Origin of the sequence: Paenibacillus thailandensis (assembly GCF_042685365.1) — a bacterium.
Taxonomy (GTDB): domain Bacteria; phylum Bacillota; class Bacilli; order Paenibacillales; family Paenibacillaceae; genus Paenibacillus_AP; species Paenibacillus_AP thailandensis.
Window position 1 is genome coordinate 294158 of the sequence record NZ_JBHUMY010000043.1, and the last position, 19150, is coordinate 313307.

General features: G+C 47.7%; 15 protein-coding genes. 8 read left to right on the plus strand and 7 right to left on the minus strand.

Features of this window, described 5'->3' with window-relative positions; all coding sequences use genetic code 11:
• Positions 1-97: 97 nt before the first annotated feature.
• Together helD and ACFSW5_RS25590 are read right to left on the minus strand one after the other, a co-directional pair.
• Entirely contained in the window at positions 98-2512 is a 2415-nt protein-coding gene (helD, locus tag ACFSW5_RS25585) for an RNA polymerase recycling motor HelD (protein WP_379280258.1), read from the minus strand.
• A gap of 234 nt (positions 2513-2746) precedes the next feature.
• Positions 2747-3448 carry a Crp/Fnr family transcriptional regulator gene (locus ACFSW5_RS25590; protein ID WP_379280001.1) on the minus strand — a complete coding sequence of 234 codons (702 nt, stop codon included), beginning with the start codon at positions 3446-3448 and terminating at the stop codon, positions 2747-2749.
• Positions 3449-3574: 126 nt separating this feature from the next.
• Between ACFSW5_RS25590 and ACFSW5_RS25595 the strand changes: the two genes are divergently transcribed.
• Together ACFSW5_RS25595 and ACFSW5_RS25600 are read left to right on the plus strand one after the other, a co-directional pair.
• A complete protein-coding gene (locus ACFSW5_RS25595) occupies positions 3575-3910 on the plus strand; it encodes a DoxX family protein (protein ID WP_379280004.1) in 336 nt (111 codons plus the stop codon).
• A gap of 742 nt (positions 3911-4652) precedes the next feature.
• Entirely contained in the window at positions 4653-5393 is a 741-nt protein-coding gene (locus tag ACFSW5_RS25600) for a hypothetical protein (RefSeq protein ID WP_379280006.1), read from the plus strand.
• Here ACFSW5_RS25600 and ACFSW5_RS25605 read toward each other — a convergent pair.
• Both ACFSW5_RS25605 and ACFSW5_RS25610 read right to left on the minus strand, forming a co-directional pair.
• Positions 5340-6548 carry a hypothetical protein gene (locus ACFSW5_RS25605; RefSeq protein WP_379280009.1) on the minus strand — a complete coding sequence of 403 codons (1209 nt, stop codon included), beginning with the start codon at positions 6546-6548 and terminating at the stop codon, positions 5340-5342. The genes ACFSW5_RS25600 and ACFSW5_RS25605 overlap by 54 nt on opposite strands.
• Positions 6545-7480 carry a serine/threonine protein kinase gene (locus ACFSW5_RS25610; protein WP_379280011.1) on the minus strand — a complete coding sequence of 312 codons (936 nt, stop codon included), beginning with the start codon at positions 7478-7480 and terminating at the stop codon, positions 6545-6547. Before ACFSW5_RS25610 ends, ACFSW5_RS25605 begins: the two co-directional genes overlap by 4 nt.
• A gap of 898 nt (positions 7481-8378) precedes the next feature.
• Here ACFSW5_RS25610 and ACFSW5_RS25615 point away from each other — a divergent pair.
• Entirely contained in the window at positions 8379-9824 is a 1446-nt protein-coding gene (locus tag ACFSW5_RS25615) for an ABC transporter substrate-binding protein (RefSeq protein ID WP_379280015.1), read from the plus strand.
• 63 nt (positions 9825-9887) lie between these two features.
• On the opposite strand, the gene ACFSW5_RS25620 is transcribed toward ACFSW5_RS25615, so the two are convergent.
• Positions 9888-11246: a cytochrome P450 gene (locus ACFSW5_RS25620; protein WP_379280018.1), complete on the minus strand. Its 1359-nt coding sequence runs from the start codon at positions 11244-11246 to the stop codon at positions 9888-9890.
• A 231-nt stretch (positions 11247-11477) separates the two neighbouring features.
• Here ACFSW5_RS25620 and ACFSW5_RS25625 point away from each other — a divergent pair, with 231 nt between their 5' ends.
• Positions 11478-12554, plus strand: coding sequence for an SDR family oxidoreductase (locus ACFSW5_RS25625; protein ID WP_379280021.1), 1077 nt, complete (start codon positions 11478-11480; stop codon positions 12552-12554).
• A gap of 33 nt (positions 12555-12587) precedes the next feature.
• On the opposite strand, the gene ACFSW5_RS25630 is transcribed toward ACFSW5_RS25625, so the two are convergent.
• Positions 12588-12983, minus strand: coding sequence for a winged helix-turn-helix transcriptional regulator (locus tag ACFSW5_RS25630; RefSeq protein WP_379280025.1), 396 nt, complete (start codon positions 12981-12983; stop codon positions 12588-12590).
• 190 nt (positions 12984-13173) lie between these two features.
• Here ACFSW5_RS25630 and ACFSW5_RS25635 point away from each other — a divergent pair, with 190 nt between their 5' ends.
• Positions 13174-15282, plus strand: coding sequence for a 5'-nucleotidase C-terminal domain-containing protein (locus ACFSW5_RS25635; protein WP_379280028.1), 2109 nt, complete (start codon positions 13174-13176; stop codon positions 15280-15282).
• 36 nt (positions 15283-15318) lie between these two features.
• Here ACFSW5_RS25635 and ACFSW5_RS25640 read toward each other — a convergent pair whose 3' ends face one another.
• Positions 15319-16257, minus strand: a complete 939-nt coding sequence (locus ACFSW5_RS25640) for a TIR domain-containing protein (RefSeq protein WP_379280030.1) — start codon at positions 16255-16257, stop codon at positions 15319-15321.
• A 159-nt stretch (positions 16258-16416) separates the two neighbouring features.
• Here ACFSW5_RS25640 and ACFSW5_RS25645 point away from each other — a divergent pair, with 159 nt between their 5' ends.
• The 3 genes from ACFSW5_RS25645 to ACFSW5_RS25655 are packed head-to-tail and all read left to right on the plus strand — an operon-like array spanning position 16417 to position 19139.
• Positions 16417-17481 carry a tyrosine-type recombinase/integrase gene (locus ACFSW5_RS25645; protein WP_379280033.1) on the plus strand — a complete coding sequence of 355 codons (1065 nt, stop codon included), beginning with the start codon at positions 16417-16419 and terminating at the stop codon, positions 17479-17481.
• Positions 17481-17780, plus strand: a complete 300-nt coding sequence (locus tag ACFSW5_RS25650) for a helix-turn-helix domain-containing protein (RefSeq protein WP_379280036.1) — start codon at positions 17481-17483, stop codon at positions 17778-17780. The genes ACFSW5_RS25645 and ACFSW5_RS25650 overlap by 1 nt, the downstream gene beginning before the upstream one ends.
• 12 nt (positions 17781-17792) lie before the next feature.
• Complete coding sequence (locus ACFSW5_RS25655) at positions 17793-19139, plus strand: hypothetical protein (protein WP_379280038.1); 1347 nt, start codon at positions 17793-17795, stop codon at positions 19137-19139.
• The last annotated feature ends 11 nt before the right edge of the window (positions 19140-19150 follow it).

Below are 19150 nucleotides of genomic sequence, written 5' to 3' on the forward strand. Positions count from 1 at the left end.
GCGCAGCTTCGGATACACGAGCCGACAGCTCGATCGCCGAACCAAAAGAATGGCTGCCGACGGACGGCAGCCGTTCTTTTCCTGCGAGACCACTATTCTATTGCTCTGCCTCATACAAATCCGCATCCGCCGTCTTAAGGAACGGCGTCCATTCCCCAATTGCATAAAGCAGCAGGCGATGCATCGCTCGCGTACATGCCGTATAAAACAGCTTGCGTTCGCTTTCCCGGCAGTACGCCGCAGAAGAAGCATCGTAAATCAGCACGGCGTCGAACTCGACGCCCTTGGCGAGATACGCGGGAATGACCATCGTCCCTTTCTCGAATTGGCTCGTTTCCTTCGTAATGAGCCGCAGTCCCGGGCAGCCTTGAGCGGACAAAAGCTCGTACGCGCCGCGGCTCTCCGCCGCGGTCTTCGTGATGACGGCGACGGAGCCGAAGCCTTCGGCTTGAAGCGCCGCGATATCCCGCGCCATTCGCGCCGCCCGCTCCTCGCCGCTGCCCGCCCGAACGAGCAGCGGTTTCCCGCCGCTTCGCTCAAACGGCACGATCTCCCCGCCGTCCGGCAGCAGCGCCTTCGTGAAGTCCACGATCTCGCGGGTCGATCGATAGCTGCGAACGAGGCGAATCAAGCGGGTTTCGGCCTCGCCGTAAAGCCGGATGAGCGGCGAATCCGCCTTGTGCAGATCGGTGGCCTGGGCGAAAATCGCCTGGCCGAAATCGCCGAGCACCGTCATGCAGGCTCGGGGAAACAGCTTTTTGAGAAACTCGTATTGAAACACCGAATAATCCTGGCCCTCGTCGACGAATACATGCCGTACCTCCGTGTTCGTCCGAACGCCCTCGACCAGCTCTTTTAAATAAAGATACGGGGTCGCGTCTTCATAGAACAGCTCGCCGCGGCTCAGCTTCTTCTTGGTTTGCCGGCAAATTTCCGGCCAAAGCTCCGGCACTTCGGCCGCATTCGCCATCTTCCGGAAAGCATCTTCCTCGTCGAACAACTGAACGTACAGCCCGGTCGCGTCGACGAACGCAAGCCGCTTCACGCTCCTCCTGAGCGGCTTGAAGCTTTCCTTCACGACCGTTCGGCGCAGCAGCTCTTCCTCCCGCTCGCTAAAGTCCAGGTCGCTCTCGTCCCCCCGCGGCTTCTTGCTTATGAACTCGTTCACTTGGGCATACTTCTCGGCCATGTCAAAAACGCCCCGCTCCCGGTGCAGCTCTTGAAACGATTCGGCATATTGCTCCTTGTCGAGATAATGAATCTCCTCCTGCACCCATTCCGCCTCGCGTTCCTTGCGCTCCAGAAGCGCCAATCGCTTCAGCAGCCATTCCTGCAGCAGCGCGACCCGGTTCGCCAGACGAATCGACGGGTCATAGCTGTAAAACTGCGACTTCATTTCCTCGGCGGAGATCAACTCCCGGTCCCTGAAACGAATTCCGCGAAACAGCATCCCCTCGCGCGCGAGCCAAAGGGCATAGCTTTGAAGAGCCTGCAGGAACGCTTCCGAAGCCTTGTACCGGATCCCGTTCAGCCGCGCTTCATACCCCGGCGCCCCTTGTTCCGTCAGCATATATTCGAGCTGCTCGAACGGATCCTCCAGACGAAAGGCCGATCCAAGCCAATGCTCCAAATATTCCTGAAACGTCGTTTGCTGCATATTCTCCTCGCCGAGCTCGGGAAGAACGGTGGATACATAGCTGTTAAACATCGGATTCGGCGAAAAAAGCACGATCTGGTCGGCCTTCAGCCTGTCGCGGTGCTTGTAGAGCAAATACGCCGCCCGCTGCAGCGCCGCGGACGTCTTTCCGCTGCCGGCCGCCCCCTGCACGATAAGCATCCGGCTTTTATCGTCGCGGATGATCGCATTTTGCTCCTTTTGAATGGTTGCGACGATGCTCTTCATCTGGGCGTCCGCGCCTTTGCCGAGCACTTGCTGCAGCAGCTCGTCGCCGATCGTGACGCTTGCGTCGAACATATGGCGAAGCTGCCCGTCGCGAATCTGGTATTGCCGCTTCAGCTCCATCGTTCCCGTTATAGTTCCGCCCGGCGTCTCATAGGCGGCCGCGCCCGGAGAATGGTCGTAATACAAGCTCGCAATCGGCGTGCGCCAGTCGTAGATCAGGAAGCTCATGCCGTCCGTGTCGACGAAGGAAGAGACGCCGATATAGACTTGCTCGGCGGAGCGTTCGCCATCCTCCCGAAAGTCGATGCGCCCGAAATAAGGAGAAGGCAGCAGCCGGCGCATGCTGTTCCACTGCTGCATCAGCTGGCGGTGTCGGCGTTCCCGTTCGGACAACACCGCAGCCTGCTGTCTGATCGTGAAGTAGGTCTCTTCAAAATCTTCTTCCGTGCTCGTATTGACCGTCACTTCTTCCCAGAACCGCTTGCGAATGTCCGTCGCCTGCTCGTGCAGCCCGGCCGCCTCGGGCTCCAGCTCGACGATTCTCGCTTGCAGCTTCTTCGTAACGAGCTCCAGCCGTTCCTGTTCAGCCTGCCAATCGTTAGAGTTCATCATCGATCCGAACGCTCCTTTGCCCTCTAATAATAGATTCTAAAAAAAGATTTGACAAACGATAAACCTTGATGCTAAAATTAAAGTGTAAATAAAATGCAATCACTATGTCCTTTTACTGAAAACTGTAATAGCGCTCTTCATCATACCACAGCGCTTCTTTGCGTGCAATACGATAAATCAAAAAACCGGCATTCGCTGCCGGTTTTTTTGTTTAGATCGTCTTATGCCGTTTTAATTGCACGTTTCCATCGCCTTCAAAATCCGTTCGGGATGTACCGATAACGGGCTTCGCACGCCCGTCCTGCCGATCAGCCCTTCGGAAACAAACCCGCTTAATTGTTCCGTCACCGTCTCCCGGATGCTCCCCGCCATGCTGGCCAATTCCTGATGCGTAAGCTGAATCTCCAACCGGACCCAGCCTTGAGCGGATTCCGCTTGCCGCCCGAATTTCCGGGACAATTTATAGAGCAAGTAGAGGAGCCTTCGGCGTACGCTCCCATAGGCCAAGAGCTCAAGCATTTCTTCCACTTCTTTCAGCCTCGACGATACGATGCCGATCAATTTAAGCCCGATCTCCGGGTTCGCCTTTACGATCGTTTCGAAGCGCTCCTTGTCCAGCGTGCAGATGATCGAGTCCTCCATCGTTTCCGCGTACAGGCTTTCCGAACCTGTCGTGAACGACCCCGCTTCGCCGAAAAGATGGCCGTCACCTAACAGATCGACGGTTAGTTCTTTTCCCGATTTCAATATCCGGTACAGCCGGACTTTGCCGGATTTTATAAGAAACAAACGTTTTTGAGGCATATGGGGGGAAGCGATGACCGTTTTCCGTTTAACCGTATTGGCCGGGGTGACGGGAGCGATATTATGCAATTGTTCGAGCTCCAAGCCGTCAAATAATTGAATACGGGATAAGTATTTGATTTTGTCCAAAGCAAAGCCCCTCCTGATGCCGACTTTGTAGTCCGCCCTACATTCATATAGGCACTCCCGCTTTATACTGTACTGCAGATAGAGACGACCCCGCTCAAGATCATAAAGGAGAGTGTTTGTTGCAAAATGGCTGCCGCAATCGTTCAAATTATCCTGATTCTCATGTTCGCATTCTCTGCTTCCACGAAATTTTTTCGGCAGCAATCGATGGTTCATCACTGGAACCAATATCGTTACCCATTCTGGTTAATGGATGCAACCGCCGTTCTGGAGACCGTCGGAGCGATCGGAATAATGGCCGGATTCCGGTACCCCGGGCTGCTGCAATACGCCGCCGCGTTACTCGCGATTCTGATGCTCGGCGCCATTCACGCGCATCTGTTCCGGGCCAAGCATAAACCTTATATGGCGATTAATGCGCTTGCCATGTTGGGCTTGTCCGTGTATCTGATTGTCATGTAGCGGCATTTTGCTCTTCATTTTGCTTTCAGCCAATCGCCAGTAAGTTCATATACAAGCGAGCTTGTCAGAAGCCCGGCATGTTCGCTTCAGGGACAATTTGAACTTGTGCTTTCTTATTCGGTTCCATTAACTTAAAATCGAGGGTGAACTTCATCGGCCGGCGAGACAGTAGAAGCTGAAAGCTTTGCTTAGTTGCGACAATTCGTCGTTCAGCTCCTCGGATCGCTTATTTGATTACCATGACAGAAAACCATTCCAGTCTATAATTCCGATCCCACTCGCCATGCTGAGGATGATCACCTTCCCCATGCGCAAGCTTGCGATGCCAATTCACCGGGTGCTCGGTTGGGCTGTCTCCTCCTAGTTTGTTTGAGGCTAAGACGTCTTTCTTTTTATTATTTTAGCATTTCTGAACGCAGAAGAATGCATGTTCCCACGTTATAATAAATAAAATTTAAATATATGTTATAGAAAACGTGGCCGTAATTAAATAGCTTCAAGCTCGAACCCTAGGTTATCCCGAAGAAAACAATGGGCATGTATAAAGCAGGATTTTTCGGTAAAATATATACCCAATAAAAACATTAGAAAATTATCGAGTAAATTAGATGTATATGATAAAATAAAGTGTTAGGTATGGGTGATCTTAGTGAAACCTGGAAAGTTCTTAGCGAAAGAAAACTAGCTTTGAATAGAAAGAACATTGTTTGAAGAATTAAAAACTAGAGAAAGGAGAATGCCTATGGCTATTAATTATGCTGACCTTCTTGATACTTTTGAGTCGAAAGAAAGCACACTAATTAATTCATTTGAAGATTTTCTAATTCAAAGATCTAAAAAGAAAACACCAATTATCCTTCGAGAATTAGATTGCTGGCAAGGGCGTGCGGATGTAGTTGCAGCATTCCTTTCTCCTCACTGGATGCTTCCAGAAGGTGCAGAGGAAATATTGAGTCGACTTGGTCCAGCTCAAGTCTTATCTGTGTTATATCAAAAGAAAAGACAAAAACTAAATACCATTGTAATGCTATCCGGTTTATCAGAAACAACCGTTCGGAGACACCTTAAAGAGCTTATTGAAGGTGGTCTCATTCAACAACATGCGCAAGATACTTTTACAATACATCCGTTTGTGAACATACCTCGAATTACTTTTCACGCTTACGAAGCAAAGCTTCACAACTGGAAGAGAGCGCTTTACCAAGCTATTAATTATCTAGGATTTGCGCAATATTCCTCAGTTGTAATGCCTGAAAGATATATTAAACCTGCCCTAGAAAATCTTGAACACTTTAGAATTAACGGAATAGGTTTAGTATCTGTTTCAAATAAAAATTATACTGTTATTTTAAAGCCAAGAAAAAACCGACCAAGAAAAAAAGCATTTCACTTAGTCGGTATTGGAAAAACCATTATTGGTGTGAATCTATCAAACATTTGCTATGGATCTAAAGATCCGTATTGCCGATTGCCAAGTGTTTAAATGGGATTTGGAGGAAGCCCTTTCGAATTGAACGGCATACCTCTCTAACATCGTATACAGCGATTCTGCATTTGAAATCGCTTCTTCCATGTAATTGAGTCGAGCTGTTATATCAATACTGTTTTGAAAAATATCAACCATTGATTGCTTAATTGCAGACCAATGCTGCTGATGCGATAATGCCCTACTCCAACCATCTGATGGGTTAGAACCGGCATAAATAATTCTGTCTTCACCTGTATTGGAGAGTACACTTTGAAACAAATTTTGTGGTGCGTTCGCTGCAATAGAATCAAGTTCTGATACTAAAAGTGAATTTAGAAGTGGAATAGATGTATATCTCTCGCGTGGTAATCTCCCACCTGTCGAAGGGAGGATTCTCTGCTGCACCGTAAATTTTCTTGAACTATTGTGCCAACCCGTTCCAATTCCATATGCCCCAACACATAAGTACAATAAACCAATTATGTCTGCATAACCGATAACAACTTTAAATTCATTAATCTCAGATAACGAATAGATAAAATACAATAAGTTTGATAGCCCATGATCGCTATCAAAATTTTGGTTGTAATCTTTATTATTTCTGGCAACTGTCAAATAAAACCCTTCTACTTCCAAAACCGATATCTCATTCAGAAACTCATTAACCCTATCTGTTTCATTAAGTGCTGACTCAGTAAATATCAAAGAAGCTAAAAGTGGTTTTTTTATCTCTTTCATCAGCATTATATTTTTTGTTTCTTCTGCTAAACTTAAGCAAATCTGAGTTTGTCGATCACTAAAACTATTAATTAACAATGTCGGAGATAATATGTAATCAACACCCATAGATACTTGAAAGTCAATTGTCTCCTCAGCATATCTTTGGATATCCCTTATTGATCGGAAGGACGACATAGTTAGATGCCCTGGATAATACGTATAATCAGTAAGATTTTTTGTAGTCCCATCCATGTAAGTTGTGTAATAAAATTGGGGATCCAATAAGACTTCCGCTGTATGGTAATCATTCAATAAGTCGTTCCTGAACAACCTTAAATTATCTTCAGTATCATCCCTTGGACTTAAAATAACACCATCACCCGACCCGTTCGAAAGTGCCTGATGTATTTTATTCCCTTTACCATATCCCTGCTGGATAAACAATTTCATAACAATTCCTCCCTTACTTGAGCGAGTTTCTCTATGAGGGAATCACAAGTCTTAAAACGCAAGTGCGGTTCTTTTGCCAGTAATCTCATAATTATAGCATTTAGACTTTGTGGTAAGTCTGTACGCAAGTTACTAGGTTTCTCAACCTGATTGGAAACTATATTTGCTACCAACTGCATTGAATTTAGACCCCTTGTAAAAAAGGGGTGTTGACCTGTCAGAGACTCGTAAAGTACTATGCCCAAAAGGAAGAGGTCTGACCGAAAATCTATTCCTCGCCGTACGTTTTTCAATTGCTCTGGAGACATATAGATACGTGTGCCTACTGTCATGAATGCTGCGGTAAGTGACTCATCCGAAAGGTCGAAAGCTAGGCCAGTATCTAATAAAACATAGGTACCATTGTCTCTTCTCATGATATTCTTAGGCTTCACATCTCTATGTACCATGTTAATATCCCATAAATGCTTAATTGCAGTTGCGATATCTATTCCAAGTTGAATCCCCTCTTGTAGGGTAATCTGCCGGTCACGCCTTATTATTGTATATAGGTCTTCCCCGCTTACCAATTCTTCTGTAAAATATAGCAACTTTCTACTCTTGTATTCGACAAACGTCATACCGATAGGGCCTAACTTAACCAAGGTTGGGGTTTCACAACGATTCATAATATCAATTTCTCGTTTTGCTCTTGCTAGTACATCTTCTCGAATATCCTCGATTGGAGAAATCGAATAATGGTCACTATCAAGAGACTGCTGGACTTGTTGATCTTGGATATTTGTAAGATCTAAAAATTTGATTGCATACCTTACTCCACTAATTGAACAAGAAAAAACCGTCTTTTGTCCACCCTTACCTAGAAATACAATATCAGTGCAGGTAGGACAAATTTCTTTCACTTGATCTTCAGTTAAATCAGGTGCACGCAAAGACCTTACCTCCCTTTTTGATATCGAAAACAACAATACTTAGTTCAATTATACCATTCTTTACCGTTGTTGGGTATAAGGTCTATAAGCTAAGAAAACTAATTTTTTTGCTCACTTCAGTACGTTGGTACTATTCATTCATAACGCCTCAAATAGATAAATTGGCATAGATGTTCCTAGTGCAGTGATAAAGCAAATAAAGCTTTGAGTTCATACACAAATTATATATAACCATCTGTATCTCATCGATGACCTACTCATCTAGGAAGTTCTTTCAGACTTCTTCACATCGCATAGTCGCACCTCTGTAACTGATATTCTATTAATAGGACCTATATCAAATCATTTCAGCTGCGTTCGATCCCCCATTGCTTTTTGAATTAGCTTCTCCACGAACCTTCATCTGTTGCAGCCGGTTCAACAAGGTTTCGTATGTCCACGCCAACAGACCCTAATCAAGCTCACAGTGAATAGAACAATCTTTAAGATCTCCGTTAGAATTAAATTTCCATTATCTGCCTAACGCAAATATTGAACTTGAATCTCAGAGTCGAATCATATATGAAATTTAAAAATATAAAACGGTCACTCAGCTCAGCTTAACTGTAGATATTGTTCGTTGCGATGGGACTAAACGCCATTCCACACCAATCATTTACCACCAGCCCGTGCTCATAAATATTTTCCACAAAAAAGCTGAAGATATTTTTTATTTGAAACAATTTTCCTTTTCACCCCGTCTATTTACTGGGACATTATGGATTTCATGCGTTCTTTCAACACGCTAATAGCTTGGGGTTAATAGACGGCGATACGCGCATGCAGAACGAGACGCGGAAGGAGGGCAGGGGGTCCCGTATTCAGATTACGTACAGAATTTCAGGAGAGTGAACCATTGATGAAACGGTTATTAAAAATGATGCTGCCGGCCGCACTGACGGTGTCGATGCTGGCAGGCTGCAGCTTCGGGGGAAGCAGCGACCCGAAAAAGAACGAGCAGGCTTCGATCAAGGTCATGTATTATGACGAGCAGCAATTTTTCAGGGATTACGGCATGTTGTTCTCGGCGTTGTATCCGAATATCGACATCGAGGTCGTATCGACGCAAACCGTCCGCTATGAAGAAGGCAAAGACATGGAAGCCGAAATGATGAAATTCATTGAAGAAAATCAGCCCGACGTCCTGATGCTGGACTCCGAACAATACGAGAAGATGGCCGCCGAAGGAAAGCTGTACGATCTGGAAACGAGAATGTCGCAGGAAAAATACAATACGGAAAACATTGTTCCCGGATTGATCGACTATTTGAAGGAGAAGGGCGGCGGCAAGCTTTACGGAATGGTGCCGGACTTTTACGGACAAGCCCTTTATTATAATAAAGATCTGTTCGACAAATACAATATCCCGTATCCGACCGACCGGATGAGCTGGAACGACGTGCTGCAGCTTGCGCGGATGTTCCCGACGGACGGTTCCGACAAAGATCGGGTATACGGGCTGAAAATGAGCTACGACAAAAGCTTGTTCCAAATCGGCAATACGATCGGCAATACGAATGGTTTAAGCTTCGTAAATGCGAACAAGAAGGAAGTCACCATCAATACGGACGGATGGAAGAGCGTATTCCAGACCGCCCTTGACGCTATCGATTCGAAGACGCTCTATTTCGAAAGCGAGAACCAGCAGGATGCTCAAACCTATGAGGATTATTTGATGTCGGATCCGTTCATATCGGGCCGATTGGCGATGATGGTCGAAGGACCTTGGATGCGCCAGCAGATCGAGGAAGCGGAAAATTATTTGAAGGATAAGGCCGAAGTCGTGAAAAACTGGGATCTCGTTACGGTGCCTGTCGACCCGCAAAACCCCGACTATTCCTCGGCCATGTCGTTCAATACGATTTATGCGATCAACGCCCAGTCTCCGAGCACCGATGCCGCTTGGCAGTTCATCAACTATGTCACGAGCGACGAATATGCGCGGGTTGCGTCGAAAAGCGGCTTCTATAACGGCTTCCCGATCCGCACGGACTACATCAAGGACGAGGAGGGCCGTAACTATGCGGCATTCTATGCTTTGAAGCCGAGCACGAGAAATCCGTACGGCGAGTTCGACAAGCTCCCGTCGAATTTCTATATGGAATTCGACGGAATCGCGAACCAGGAGCTTACCGGCGTGCAGGAGGGAACGAAGACGCTCGACGAAGCGCTGCAGTCGCTGCAAGAGAAAGGACAGGCGGCGCTCATTAAAGCCGAGCAGGAAGAACAGGAGAAAGCGAAGACGGAAGGAGCGACCGGGACAGAGGAGTCGGCAGACGAAGCTGTAAGCACTCCGGCCGAATAGAAGCGGCGCAGCGATATGCGAGAGGCACCCCCATTCGGGGTGCCTTTTATTGTTGGAGCGCTTTTATCTCCGTTCCACCGTTACGCGAATGCCGCCTTTCGGCGTCAACGTCATAAGCGCCTCGTACGTGACGGGCGGATGGCCGGGAATATGGCGGAGACGGAATTTCTGGCCGATCGACGCGAAAATAATGACCATCTCGAGCATTGCGAAATGGTTGCCGATGCAGGATCTCGGGCCCGCCCCAAACGGGAAGTAAGCCATCATGGGAAGCGTCTTGACATCATCGTTCTCGAATCGTTCCGGACGGAACGCCTCGGGATCGTCGAAATAACGTGAACTCATATGAAGCGGATAAGGACTGATCATGAGCGCTTCCCCGCGCTTGATCGGCAAGCCGCCCAATTCCGTGTCCTTAATGGCCGTGCGGCCCGTCAAATATCCCGATGGCCGCAGCCGAAGCGTCTCCCACAGCACGTTCTGCGTATAGGAAAGCTCGTTGAAGTGCTCGGCTCCCGGCGGCGTCCCCCCGAGCACCCGCTCCCATTCCTCGACAAGCCGGTTCTCCACGTCGGGATAACGCATGACGAAATCGAAAGCCCAAGCCAGCGTATGGGCAGTCGTCTCGTGTCCGGCGAGGAACATGGTCATCAGCTCATCCCGGAGCTGGCGATCGGACATGCCGCTTTGATCCGTTTCGTCCACTGCGTCCATCAGAACCGATAGCAGATCGCCTCTATCGGAATCCGCGCTCTCCCTCCTTTTGGCGATAATGCCGAATACGACCTCGTCAAGCGACTGCAGCGCCGATAAATATTCGCGGTTCTGGCCAGTCGGGATAAACAGGGGCACCCGTACCAGCGTCCGCATTTTCTCCACGGCGATCCGGTTAATGGAATCGAACGCTTTCTCGATTCGGTCCAACTGCTCGCTCGAGTCGTAACTAAACATCGTTCGGGCGATGATGTCGAATGTGATCGCGAACAAGTCATGCGTCAGGCTCCGCTGTTGGCCGTGAACCCAATCGCCGGTGAGCCTTTGCGTGCTTTCGGCCATTTGTTCCCCGTATCGCCGGATATGCTTTCTCGTGAACTTCGGCTGCAGAATGCGGCGCTGCCTGTCGTGAAGCTCTCCGTTGCTCATGACGAGCCCTTCTCCGGTAAGCCGCTTAATCTCGTCGAACGCGCCGGCTTTGCTGAAGGCGTCGGCCTTCGTCACCATCGCTTCCTTCAGCATCTCCGGGTCGAATAGGGCATAAAATTTTTGCGGTCCGAGCCGAAACCTCGCGTAGTCGCCATGCCTCCGATGAAGCTCGTTCATAAAAACAAGCGGATCTTCGCGAAAAGCTTTCAGCGAACCGCCAACAAACGTATCCTTCGGCAGCCCGGATAGACCGGAAGCCGAAATAGGCTGCGGTGACATTCATGCACACTTCCTTTCGTTGATCTCTTCCAACGAGAAGTATGACAGCCATCCGGCTCCGTCGATAGTACCCCTTGGTATACTTCTGGCGTATCGAAAGGATAGTGCAGACGGGCAAAGGTCCGCATCGTTACTTTCAAGTGACCATGTAACGTCAAAGTGCGTACTGTTCACTTGCCGTCCGATGATGCACAATGACAGCAAATACAAAAACGGAAGGAAGGAAATGTTATGCTTAATTCTCCTCGTGAATCCTCCGATCGCAAAACCGCTCTTGTCATTGGCGCCAACGGCGTCATCGGTCGCAATCTGATCGACTATTTAACGAAGCTTCCGGACTGGGACATTATCGGGGTATCGAGACGCGGCGGCGAATCCTCCGACAGGGTTCGGTATGTGGCCGCCGATCTTCTCGATGAAACCGACACCCGAATGAAGCTGGGCGGTCTGACGGAAGTCACGCACATCTTCTATGCCGCTTATCAAGACCGCCCGACGTGGGCTGAATTGGTCGCGCCCAATCTTGCCATGCTCGTCAACGTCGTCAATGCGATTGAGCCGGTAGCCGCTTCGCTTCGGCACATCAGTCTCATGCAAGGCTACAAAGTATACGGCGCTCATCTCGGCCCCTTCAAGACGCCGGCCAAGGAAACCGACGCCTACCATATGCCGCCGGAGTTTAACATCGACCAGCAGCAGTTCCTTGAACGGCGGCAGCGGGGACAACATTGGACATGGTCGGCGATTCGCCCGTCCGTCGTCTGCGGATTCGCTTTAGGCAATCCGATGAACCTGGCGATGGTCATTGCGATCTATGCTTCCATATCGAAGGAGCTCGGACTCCCGCTCCGCTTTCCGGGCAAGCCGGGCGCGTACCATAGCCTGCTGGAGATGACCGACGCGGAATTGCTGTCCAAAGCAACGGTGTGGGCGGCGACCGACAGCCGCTGCGCCAATCAGGCGTTCAACATCAACAACGGCGACCTCTTCCGTTGGAGCGAGCTTTGGCCCAAAATCGCGAACTACTTCGAACTGGAGACAGCGCCCCCGCTGCCGATGTCTTTAGAGACGGTTATGGCAGACAAGGAGCCCTTGTGGAATTCCATGATCCAGAAGCACGGCTTGGAGAACAACAGCTACAAGGACGTTTCATCCTGGCGCTTCGGGGACTTTGTGTTCTCCTGGGATTACGATTTTTTCGCCGACGGCACGAAGGCCCGCCGATTAGGCTTTCACGAGTTTGTGGATACGGAGGCCATGTTCATAAGTATTTTCGACGATCTCCGTCGGCGCAAAGTCATTCCTTAACCTCCAGGGATAAGAAAAAACCGGTTCCGCGCTTTAGGGACCGGTTTCTTCTATCTCGTTTTTCATCAACTTCTCCGTCCCCAGGAGCACTTTGGCCTTATCGCCGTACACCCGTTCAACATGCGTATCTCCCCATCTGCACATCAGATGAAGAATGTCTTTCAGGGTCCAGCCATATGCCGTCAGCTCATATTCGACTTTCGGAGGGACCTCGTTATATACGGTACGTTTAATAACCCCATCCTGCTCGAGCTCCCGCAGCTGCTCGGTCAACACTTTCTGCGTAATGGCGGGCATCAGCCTTAGAAATTCTCCGTTTCGTTTCTTGCCAAACGTCAGATGAAACAAAATGACCGGCTTCCATTTTCCGCCCATGACCTCAAGCGTCGCTTCCACCGCCGTATTGTACGTTTTCTCCGTTTCCTGCACGGGTATCGCACCTCCTCCTTGCTGCTAAGGATATCTCCTTGTCGCTTCAGCCGCAAGCCAAACCGCCATCTTTCCGAAAGCCTTCAAAATATTAATAGATCCTTAAAAGATTGATAGCATTTCGATAACATATTGCCGGTATATTGAAGATGCATTGTTTTAGAAGAAAAATAGGAAGAGGGTGCATGATGTGATAGCGTTTAAAAATTCGAGAAGATGGGCGGCCTCCGGCCTTGCGCTCCTGTTCGCGGCAGGTACGGCATGGACGGCGGGCCATGCGCCGACAGCCCTTGCGGCGGCGGAGCCGGTATCCGTTCAGCTTCTGAGCGTAAACGACCTGCACGGCAAGATCGACGTGACGGAGACGATCGACGGAGTCAAGTACGGACGCTTCGACTATACGGCGGCTTATTTGAAGCAGCGCGAAGCGGCCAACCCGAATACGCTCATTGTCCATGCGGGCGACATGGTGGGCGGATCGTCCCCGGTATCGGCGCTGTTCCAAGACGAACCGACCGTGGAGCTTATGGAAGCGGTCGGCTTCGACGTCGGCAGTATCGGAAACCATGAGCTCGACGAAGGCGTTAACGAGCTTCGCCGCCTTATCGACGGCGGTACGCATCCGAACGGCACGCCGAACTACGACGGCATCGATTACCCTGTCCTTGCGGCGAACATTGAATATAAAGACAGCGGCGAGCTTGTTTTCGACCCTTATGCGATCCGAGAGGTCGGCGGAGTGAAAATCGGCTTTATCGGCGTTACGACGACGGAAACGGTCAGCATGGTCATTCCGGAAGGAATCAAGGACATTCGCTTCACGGATGAAATGGCTGCGATTAACAAGTATGTATCCGAGCTGAAGGATCAAGGCGTTCGGACGATCGTCGTCCTTGCCCACAATCCGGGCTCCCAGTCCGGCGATATGGTGACGGGAGATGCGGCGCGAATCGCGGAAGGCGTCGACGATGAAGTTGACGTTATTTTCTCGGCGCATAATCATCAGAAAAATAACGGGATCGTGGACGGGAAATTGATCGTCCAAGCGTGGGAATACGGCAAAGCGATCGGCGACGTGGATTTGACGATCGACCCGGTAACGGGCGACGTACTGAGCAAGAAGGCTGAAATCGTCGATGTCGTGCAGTCCGGCATCGAGCCGGATCCGCAAGCTTCCGAGATTTTAAACAAATATCTGGATCTGGTCGCGCCGAAGCTGAACGCGGTCGTCGGGGAATCGGCCGTCGAAATGCTCAAAAGCTATCCGACAAAAGAGGTATTCGGCGACGCCGGGCTCGGCAATTTCCTTGCGGACGCCATGAAGTGGTCCGTCGACAGCGATTTCGCCCTGATGAACGGCGGCGGCGTGCGCGACAACATTAATGCCGGTCCGATTACATGGGGCGAGCTGTTTAATGTCCAGCCGTTCGGCAACACGGTCGTGCGCGTCGAGGTGACGGGCGCCGAGTTCGAAGAGATTCTGAACGCGATGATCAATCCGGCTTACGGCCCGGACTCCTTCATCGCCGGCGCATCGTACACCTGGGATGCCGCGACGTCGAAAGTGAAGCAGATCAGGCTTCCGGACGGACAGCCCATCGACAAGGACGGAACCTATTCCTTAGCCGTCAACAACTATATGTACGAGCAAACGTCGGACAAATATAAGCTGCTCAAGCTATACGGCGACAACTTCTATCAAGGTCCGATCGACGTGGACGCGACGGTGGATTTCCTGAAGAGCGTCGGCGAGCCGATCGCTTACGAGGCGGAAGGCCGGATATCGACGGATATTACCGCTCCCGTCATCGAGACGGAGCCTGCCGACGTCGCATCGGCCGTAAATGCCTTCGAGCCGTTCACCTTTGAAGCGACAGCGACGGATGCGGGCAGCGGCCTGAAGGAGCTCACGGTTCAACTGGACGGCCAAACGGTGAGCAATCCGTTCGAGCTGGATCCGATGACGCTCGGGGACGGCGAACACCAGCTCGTCGTGACCGCCACCGACAAAGTCGGGAATACGGCTTCCAAGCCATTTACGCTGCAGGCTCAGATCGACCTTCAACATCTGGACGAGCTCGTGCAATGGGGCGTTACGAACGGTTTGGTCGAGAAAGACAACAGCCTGACGAGCAAAATCGAAGCCGCCCAGAAAAACCAGGACAAAAAGGCTCAGATAGGCGCGTTAAACGCATTGATCAACCATGTGAAAGCCCAATCGGGCAAAAAAATCGACGCCGAATTTGCAGCGATGCTGATCGGGCAAATCCAGCTTGTGCAGGAGCAGTTGAAGCAATGACCAAAATAAAAGCCGAGGGCCGGGGCCTCGGCTTTTTTAATTTGCGGTTTTATGCCGAAAATTACTAAGCGCTTTCATTAGTTTCATCCCGGTACTCCACGATAATTCGTCTCCTGAGAATTCACAGCGATATAATCCTTGAAGGTTGGACGGAACGGGCAATCGCTTGTCCCAAACAAGAATGACTTTTTTATCATACAAGACAAAAGCAGAACCGATTTCGATTAGAACGTTCTGGTTTATTCCATACGAACCGTTGCCTCTTTTTTCGTTTTCGTCTGCCGTTACGCAAATAACGGCGGCATTGCATCTTCTCATCGCATTAAAAACTTTCTCGGGAACCGGTATCGCTGAAGTTTCCTCCTCAACCGCTACTTCATAATCCAATTCTGCGAGTTCAAGCATGGTTTTGATCTGCTCAACCATCTCCATGTTTTTACTATGAGAAATAAATATCTTTGCGGGGAGTGCCGGATTCATCTCCGTCATAGGATGGGCAGCTTGTTTAAAGCTTTCATCATAAACCGCAAGCTCTGTTTGTTCGCTTGAGGCTGGGGACCCTTCCGCATAGGAAGCAGACGTTTTAACCATTCTTGATTCAGAAACCGCATTGGCTTGCTCAATGTGTAACGAATCTTTCGCAATATACCGGCTTAACGATTCTCTGTTCACTTCAAATCTAGTTGGCTGACCGTGTCTGCCAATGATGAGGTCGCCTAACTTAGCCGCTTGACACAATCGAAAAAAACAAACGGCCATGTCTTTAATTGTATTCTCATTGTCGGTTTCGATTTCCGGCTTATTATGTTCGTACCAACGTGCGGCTACTTCGACATTGGTCGGCGATGTAATATTCTGATGAAACATCCATTCAAGAGCGGTATGGTAAGCTTTAATTCTCTTCAGCGCCGATGAAAACAATATCACTCTTCTTTCCGGATTTGCTCTGGACAGTTCCCTCCCTAACGAATCCAATTTAATTCGGTCTCCTTCTTTCGTCATAATTCCCCATGCAATATATCCATTAATCTTCCTTCCATCGGGAATATATAATGTTTATCTCCTAAATGAAATATGATATATTAGATGCTGTCTAAATATTTTAAACAACATCTAAGGAAGTGGTATGGATAAATGAAGAGTACACTCACCCTTATTAATAATGAAACTTCAAAAATAAGTACATATGATGAGTCAGTAGAATTTCAATCAAAATTACTTGCCTCCTGGGAACGTCAACAAAAGGTCGTTGGTTATACGGATGCTACAATCGCATTAAATGTATCCAAAGTCTTAGAATTTCTAAAAGGAACTAATTATTTTATTTGGGAAATAACAACTCTAGATGTTGACAAATTTTATGAGGGGTTAGTTGGTAAAGGATTAGCCTATTCCACTCGACGTAAATATCAGTCAAGCCTATCATCATTTTTGGACTTTATTCGCTCAAGGTACGGACATGAAATATGGCAAAACTACAGAGTGTCAGTGCCGGTAGTGCTGGATCGGTTTAACCGACATTTACATCTTAAAGGAGACGTTGAGGGCAAAGTATATCCTCCTGAGGCTGAAATTCTTGAGAGATTTTGGGACGGAATGAAGTTAAAAATTAAACACGCCCGGAAATATTATACTATCGCTAGGGATTACACCTTTTTTCGAGCAATTGAATTATCTGGAATGAGGTTGTTCGAAGCAACAATGTTGGACGTATCTGATTGCCGGTTCGATTTAGGCGATAATGGGAAACTTTATATTCGATATGGCAAAGGGGCGAAGGGTTCTGGTTATAAACGTAGGTGGGTACCTATGTTAGATGGGCTGGATAAACTTCTTAAATGGTATATAACCGAGATCCGACCTAAATTCAGTACTGATGATCACGGACCATTATTTATGAATGAGTCTGGACAACGAATAGAAAAAAACACAGCCAGAAGCAATTTACGGAGAAGACAAGAGGAGTTAGGTTTCAAGGACCATGAGATATTCAGTCCACATCAATTACGTCATTCGTTTGCAACCCGTTTGACTGAAGCAGGTGTTGACTTATTGACACTTAGAACTTTGTTAGGACACGTTGATATAACAACAACACTTACTTATTCAAACCCAGGTTCAAATTATCTTGAGAAACGAATCACTATGGCGCAAGATAAATGGAAACAAATGCTGTTGGAAGATGGAGGAAATAAATAATGGCACTTGAGTGGAGATTAAGGCAGGTTATGGCTGAAAGAGGAATATGGACCGGAGCAGAATTAATTCGACTCATGGAAGAAAAGGCTGGCTATAGTTTATCTGCCCCTTCGATCAGTTTGTTATTATCTAATGCACCAAAACAAGTAAAGGCGGACACGATGGACGCTCTTTGTACAGCGTTAGATTGCAATCCAAGCGATCTCTGGAGACACAAACCAACTTTTGTAAATCACCGACAAGATACAACTACAATAGTAAAATCAAAGGTTGCTAACGACCGACTTCCACCTATTTAAATGAGGTACTCTGTGAAGAAAACATGTGAAAATTGCGGAAGAGAATTAATAAAAAGTGAAATAAAAGAATCACGGAAAAGATGCATCTCTTGTCGCCAAGCTAAACAAATTACCAGACTTCTTTCTCCTGAGAATTTAGCAATTATATTTGAAAAGGATTGGTCAGCTAAACTATTGCTGCAGTACAACAAATTCCTTGAGAAACGGAATCTTAGCCCTATCACTAAACGTCGAAATATATTATGTGCAATAAGGATTCTATCACTAGCGGAGAAACAATTCCTAATCCCCGGAAATATTACTCCGGAATGGCTAAATAATGATCCTAATATTGTAACAGATGTTGATACAATAAAAGCAAGCTTTTTTCCTTTTCTAGTCGAGGAGAAAGTCCTTCAACCCTTGCCCAAAGGTGACATTAAAATAGAGCGGATTACAAGACTCATACAGCGTATTCCGGCTCCTTTTAGACGGCTAATCCAATTATATCTTGACGAAATGCTCTCATTACGAGAGAAGCAAATTAAAATGGGTGCTTTAAAACCTTTGACTTTAAATTCGATACTGTCTGATATTCAAACTTTTAACCGTCTGATAAATTGGATTAAACTAAACTGTGATATCTCCTCTTGGGATATGTTGCAGGAGACACATGTACAAGATTATTTATTATCTCTAAGACTGTCTGTAAGGCAACAAGCCATTAAAAACCTCCTACTTTTGTTTAATCTAGCAAAAAGGAAAAGAATTATTACTCACGTACCCGTTATAGACACTCCAATTCGTGAGCTTCCACCAAGCACACCGGCATTGTCTTTCGAGGAACTAAAAAGAATAGCGAAGTTAATTCAAGAAAACTCAAGCTCAAAGCCATTGGCAGCATCACTTAGCAGTTTTTCTTTTTATCACGGTTTATCCCCTAGTCAGATTTCAAAAATCAAATTAACTGATGTTGATATCGATCATAAAAAGATAACCGTTTCGGGACGTCCCCCCGTTTTTATGTCTGATCAGGAATTAGAGACTTTACAACAATATCTGATAGAGAGATCTAATATAAAAGCTATCGAAACAAGAACATATTTAGTGGTTAGGAAGATCGGTGGGAGAGGCTTATACGAAGATCAACCAGTAAAAACCGGCTTCATTGCCGAATTAATCAGATTAGTGACAGACCATACTCCAAGAACCTTACGGATGAATTGCTTTTATTCTTTTGCAGCCAACTATGGGCCTCAAATCCTTATTGAAGGGTTTGGTCTTTCAATTACTAATGCTCAAAGATATGGAAAGATGGAAAGTTTGAGGATTACTTATTGGAAGAGGAGATTAGAAAGCAAAAGGTTCTATGAATATTAAGTCAAAAAAAC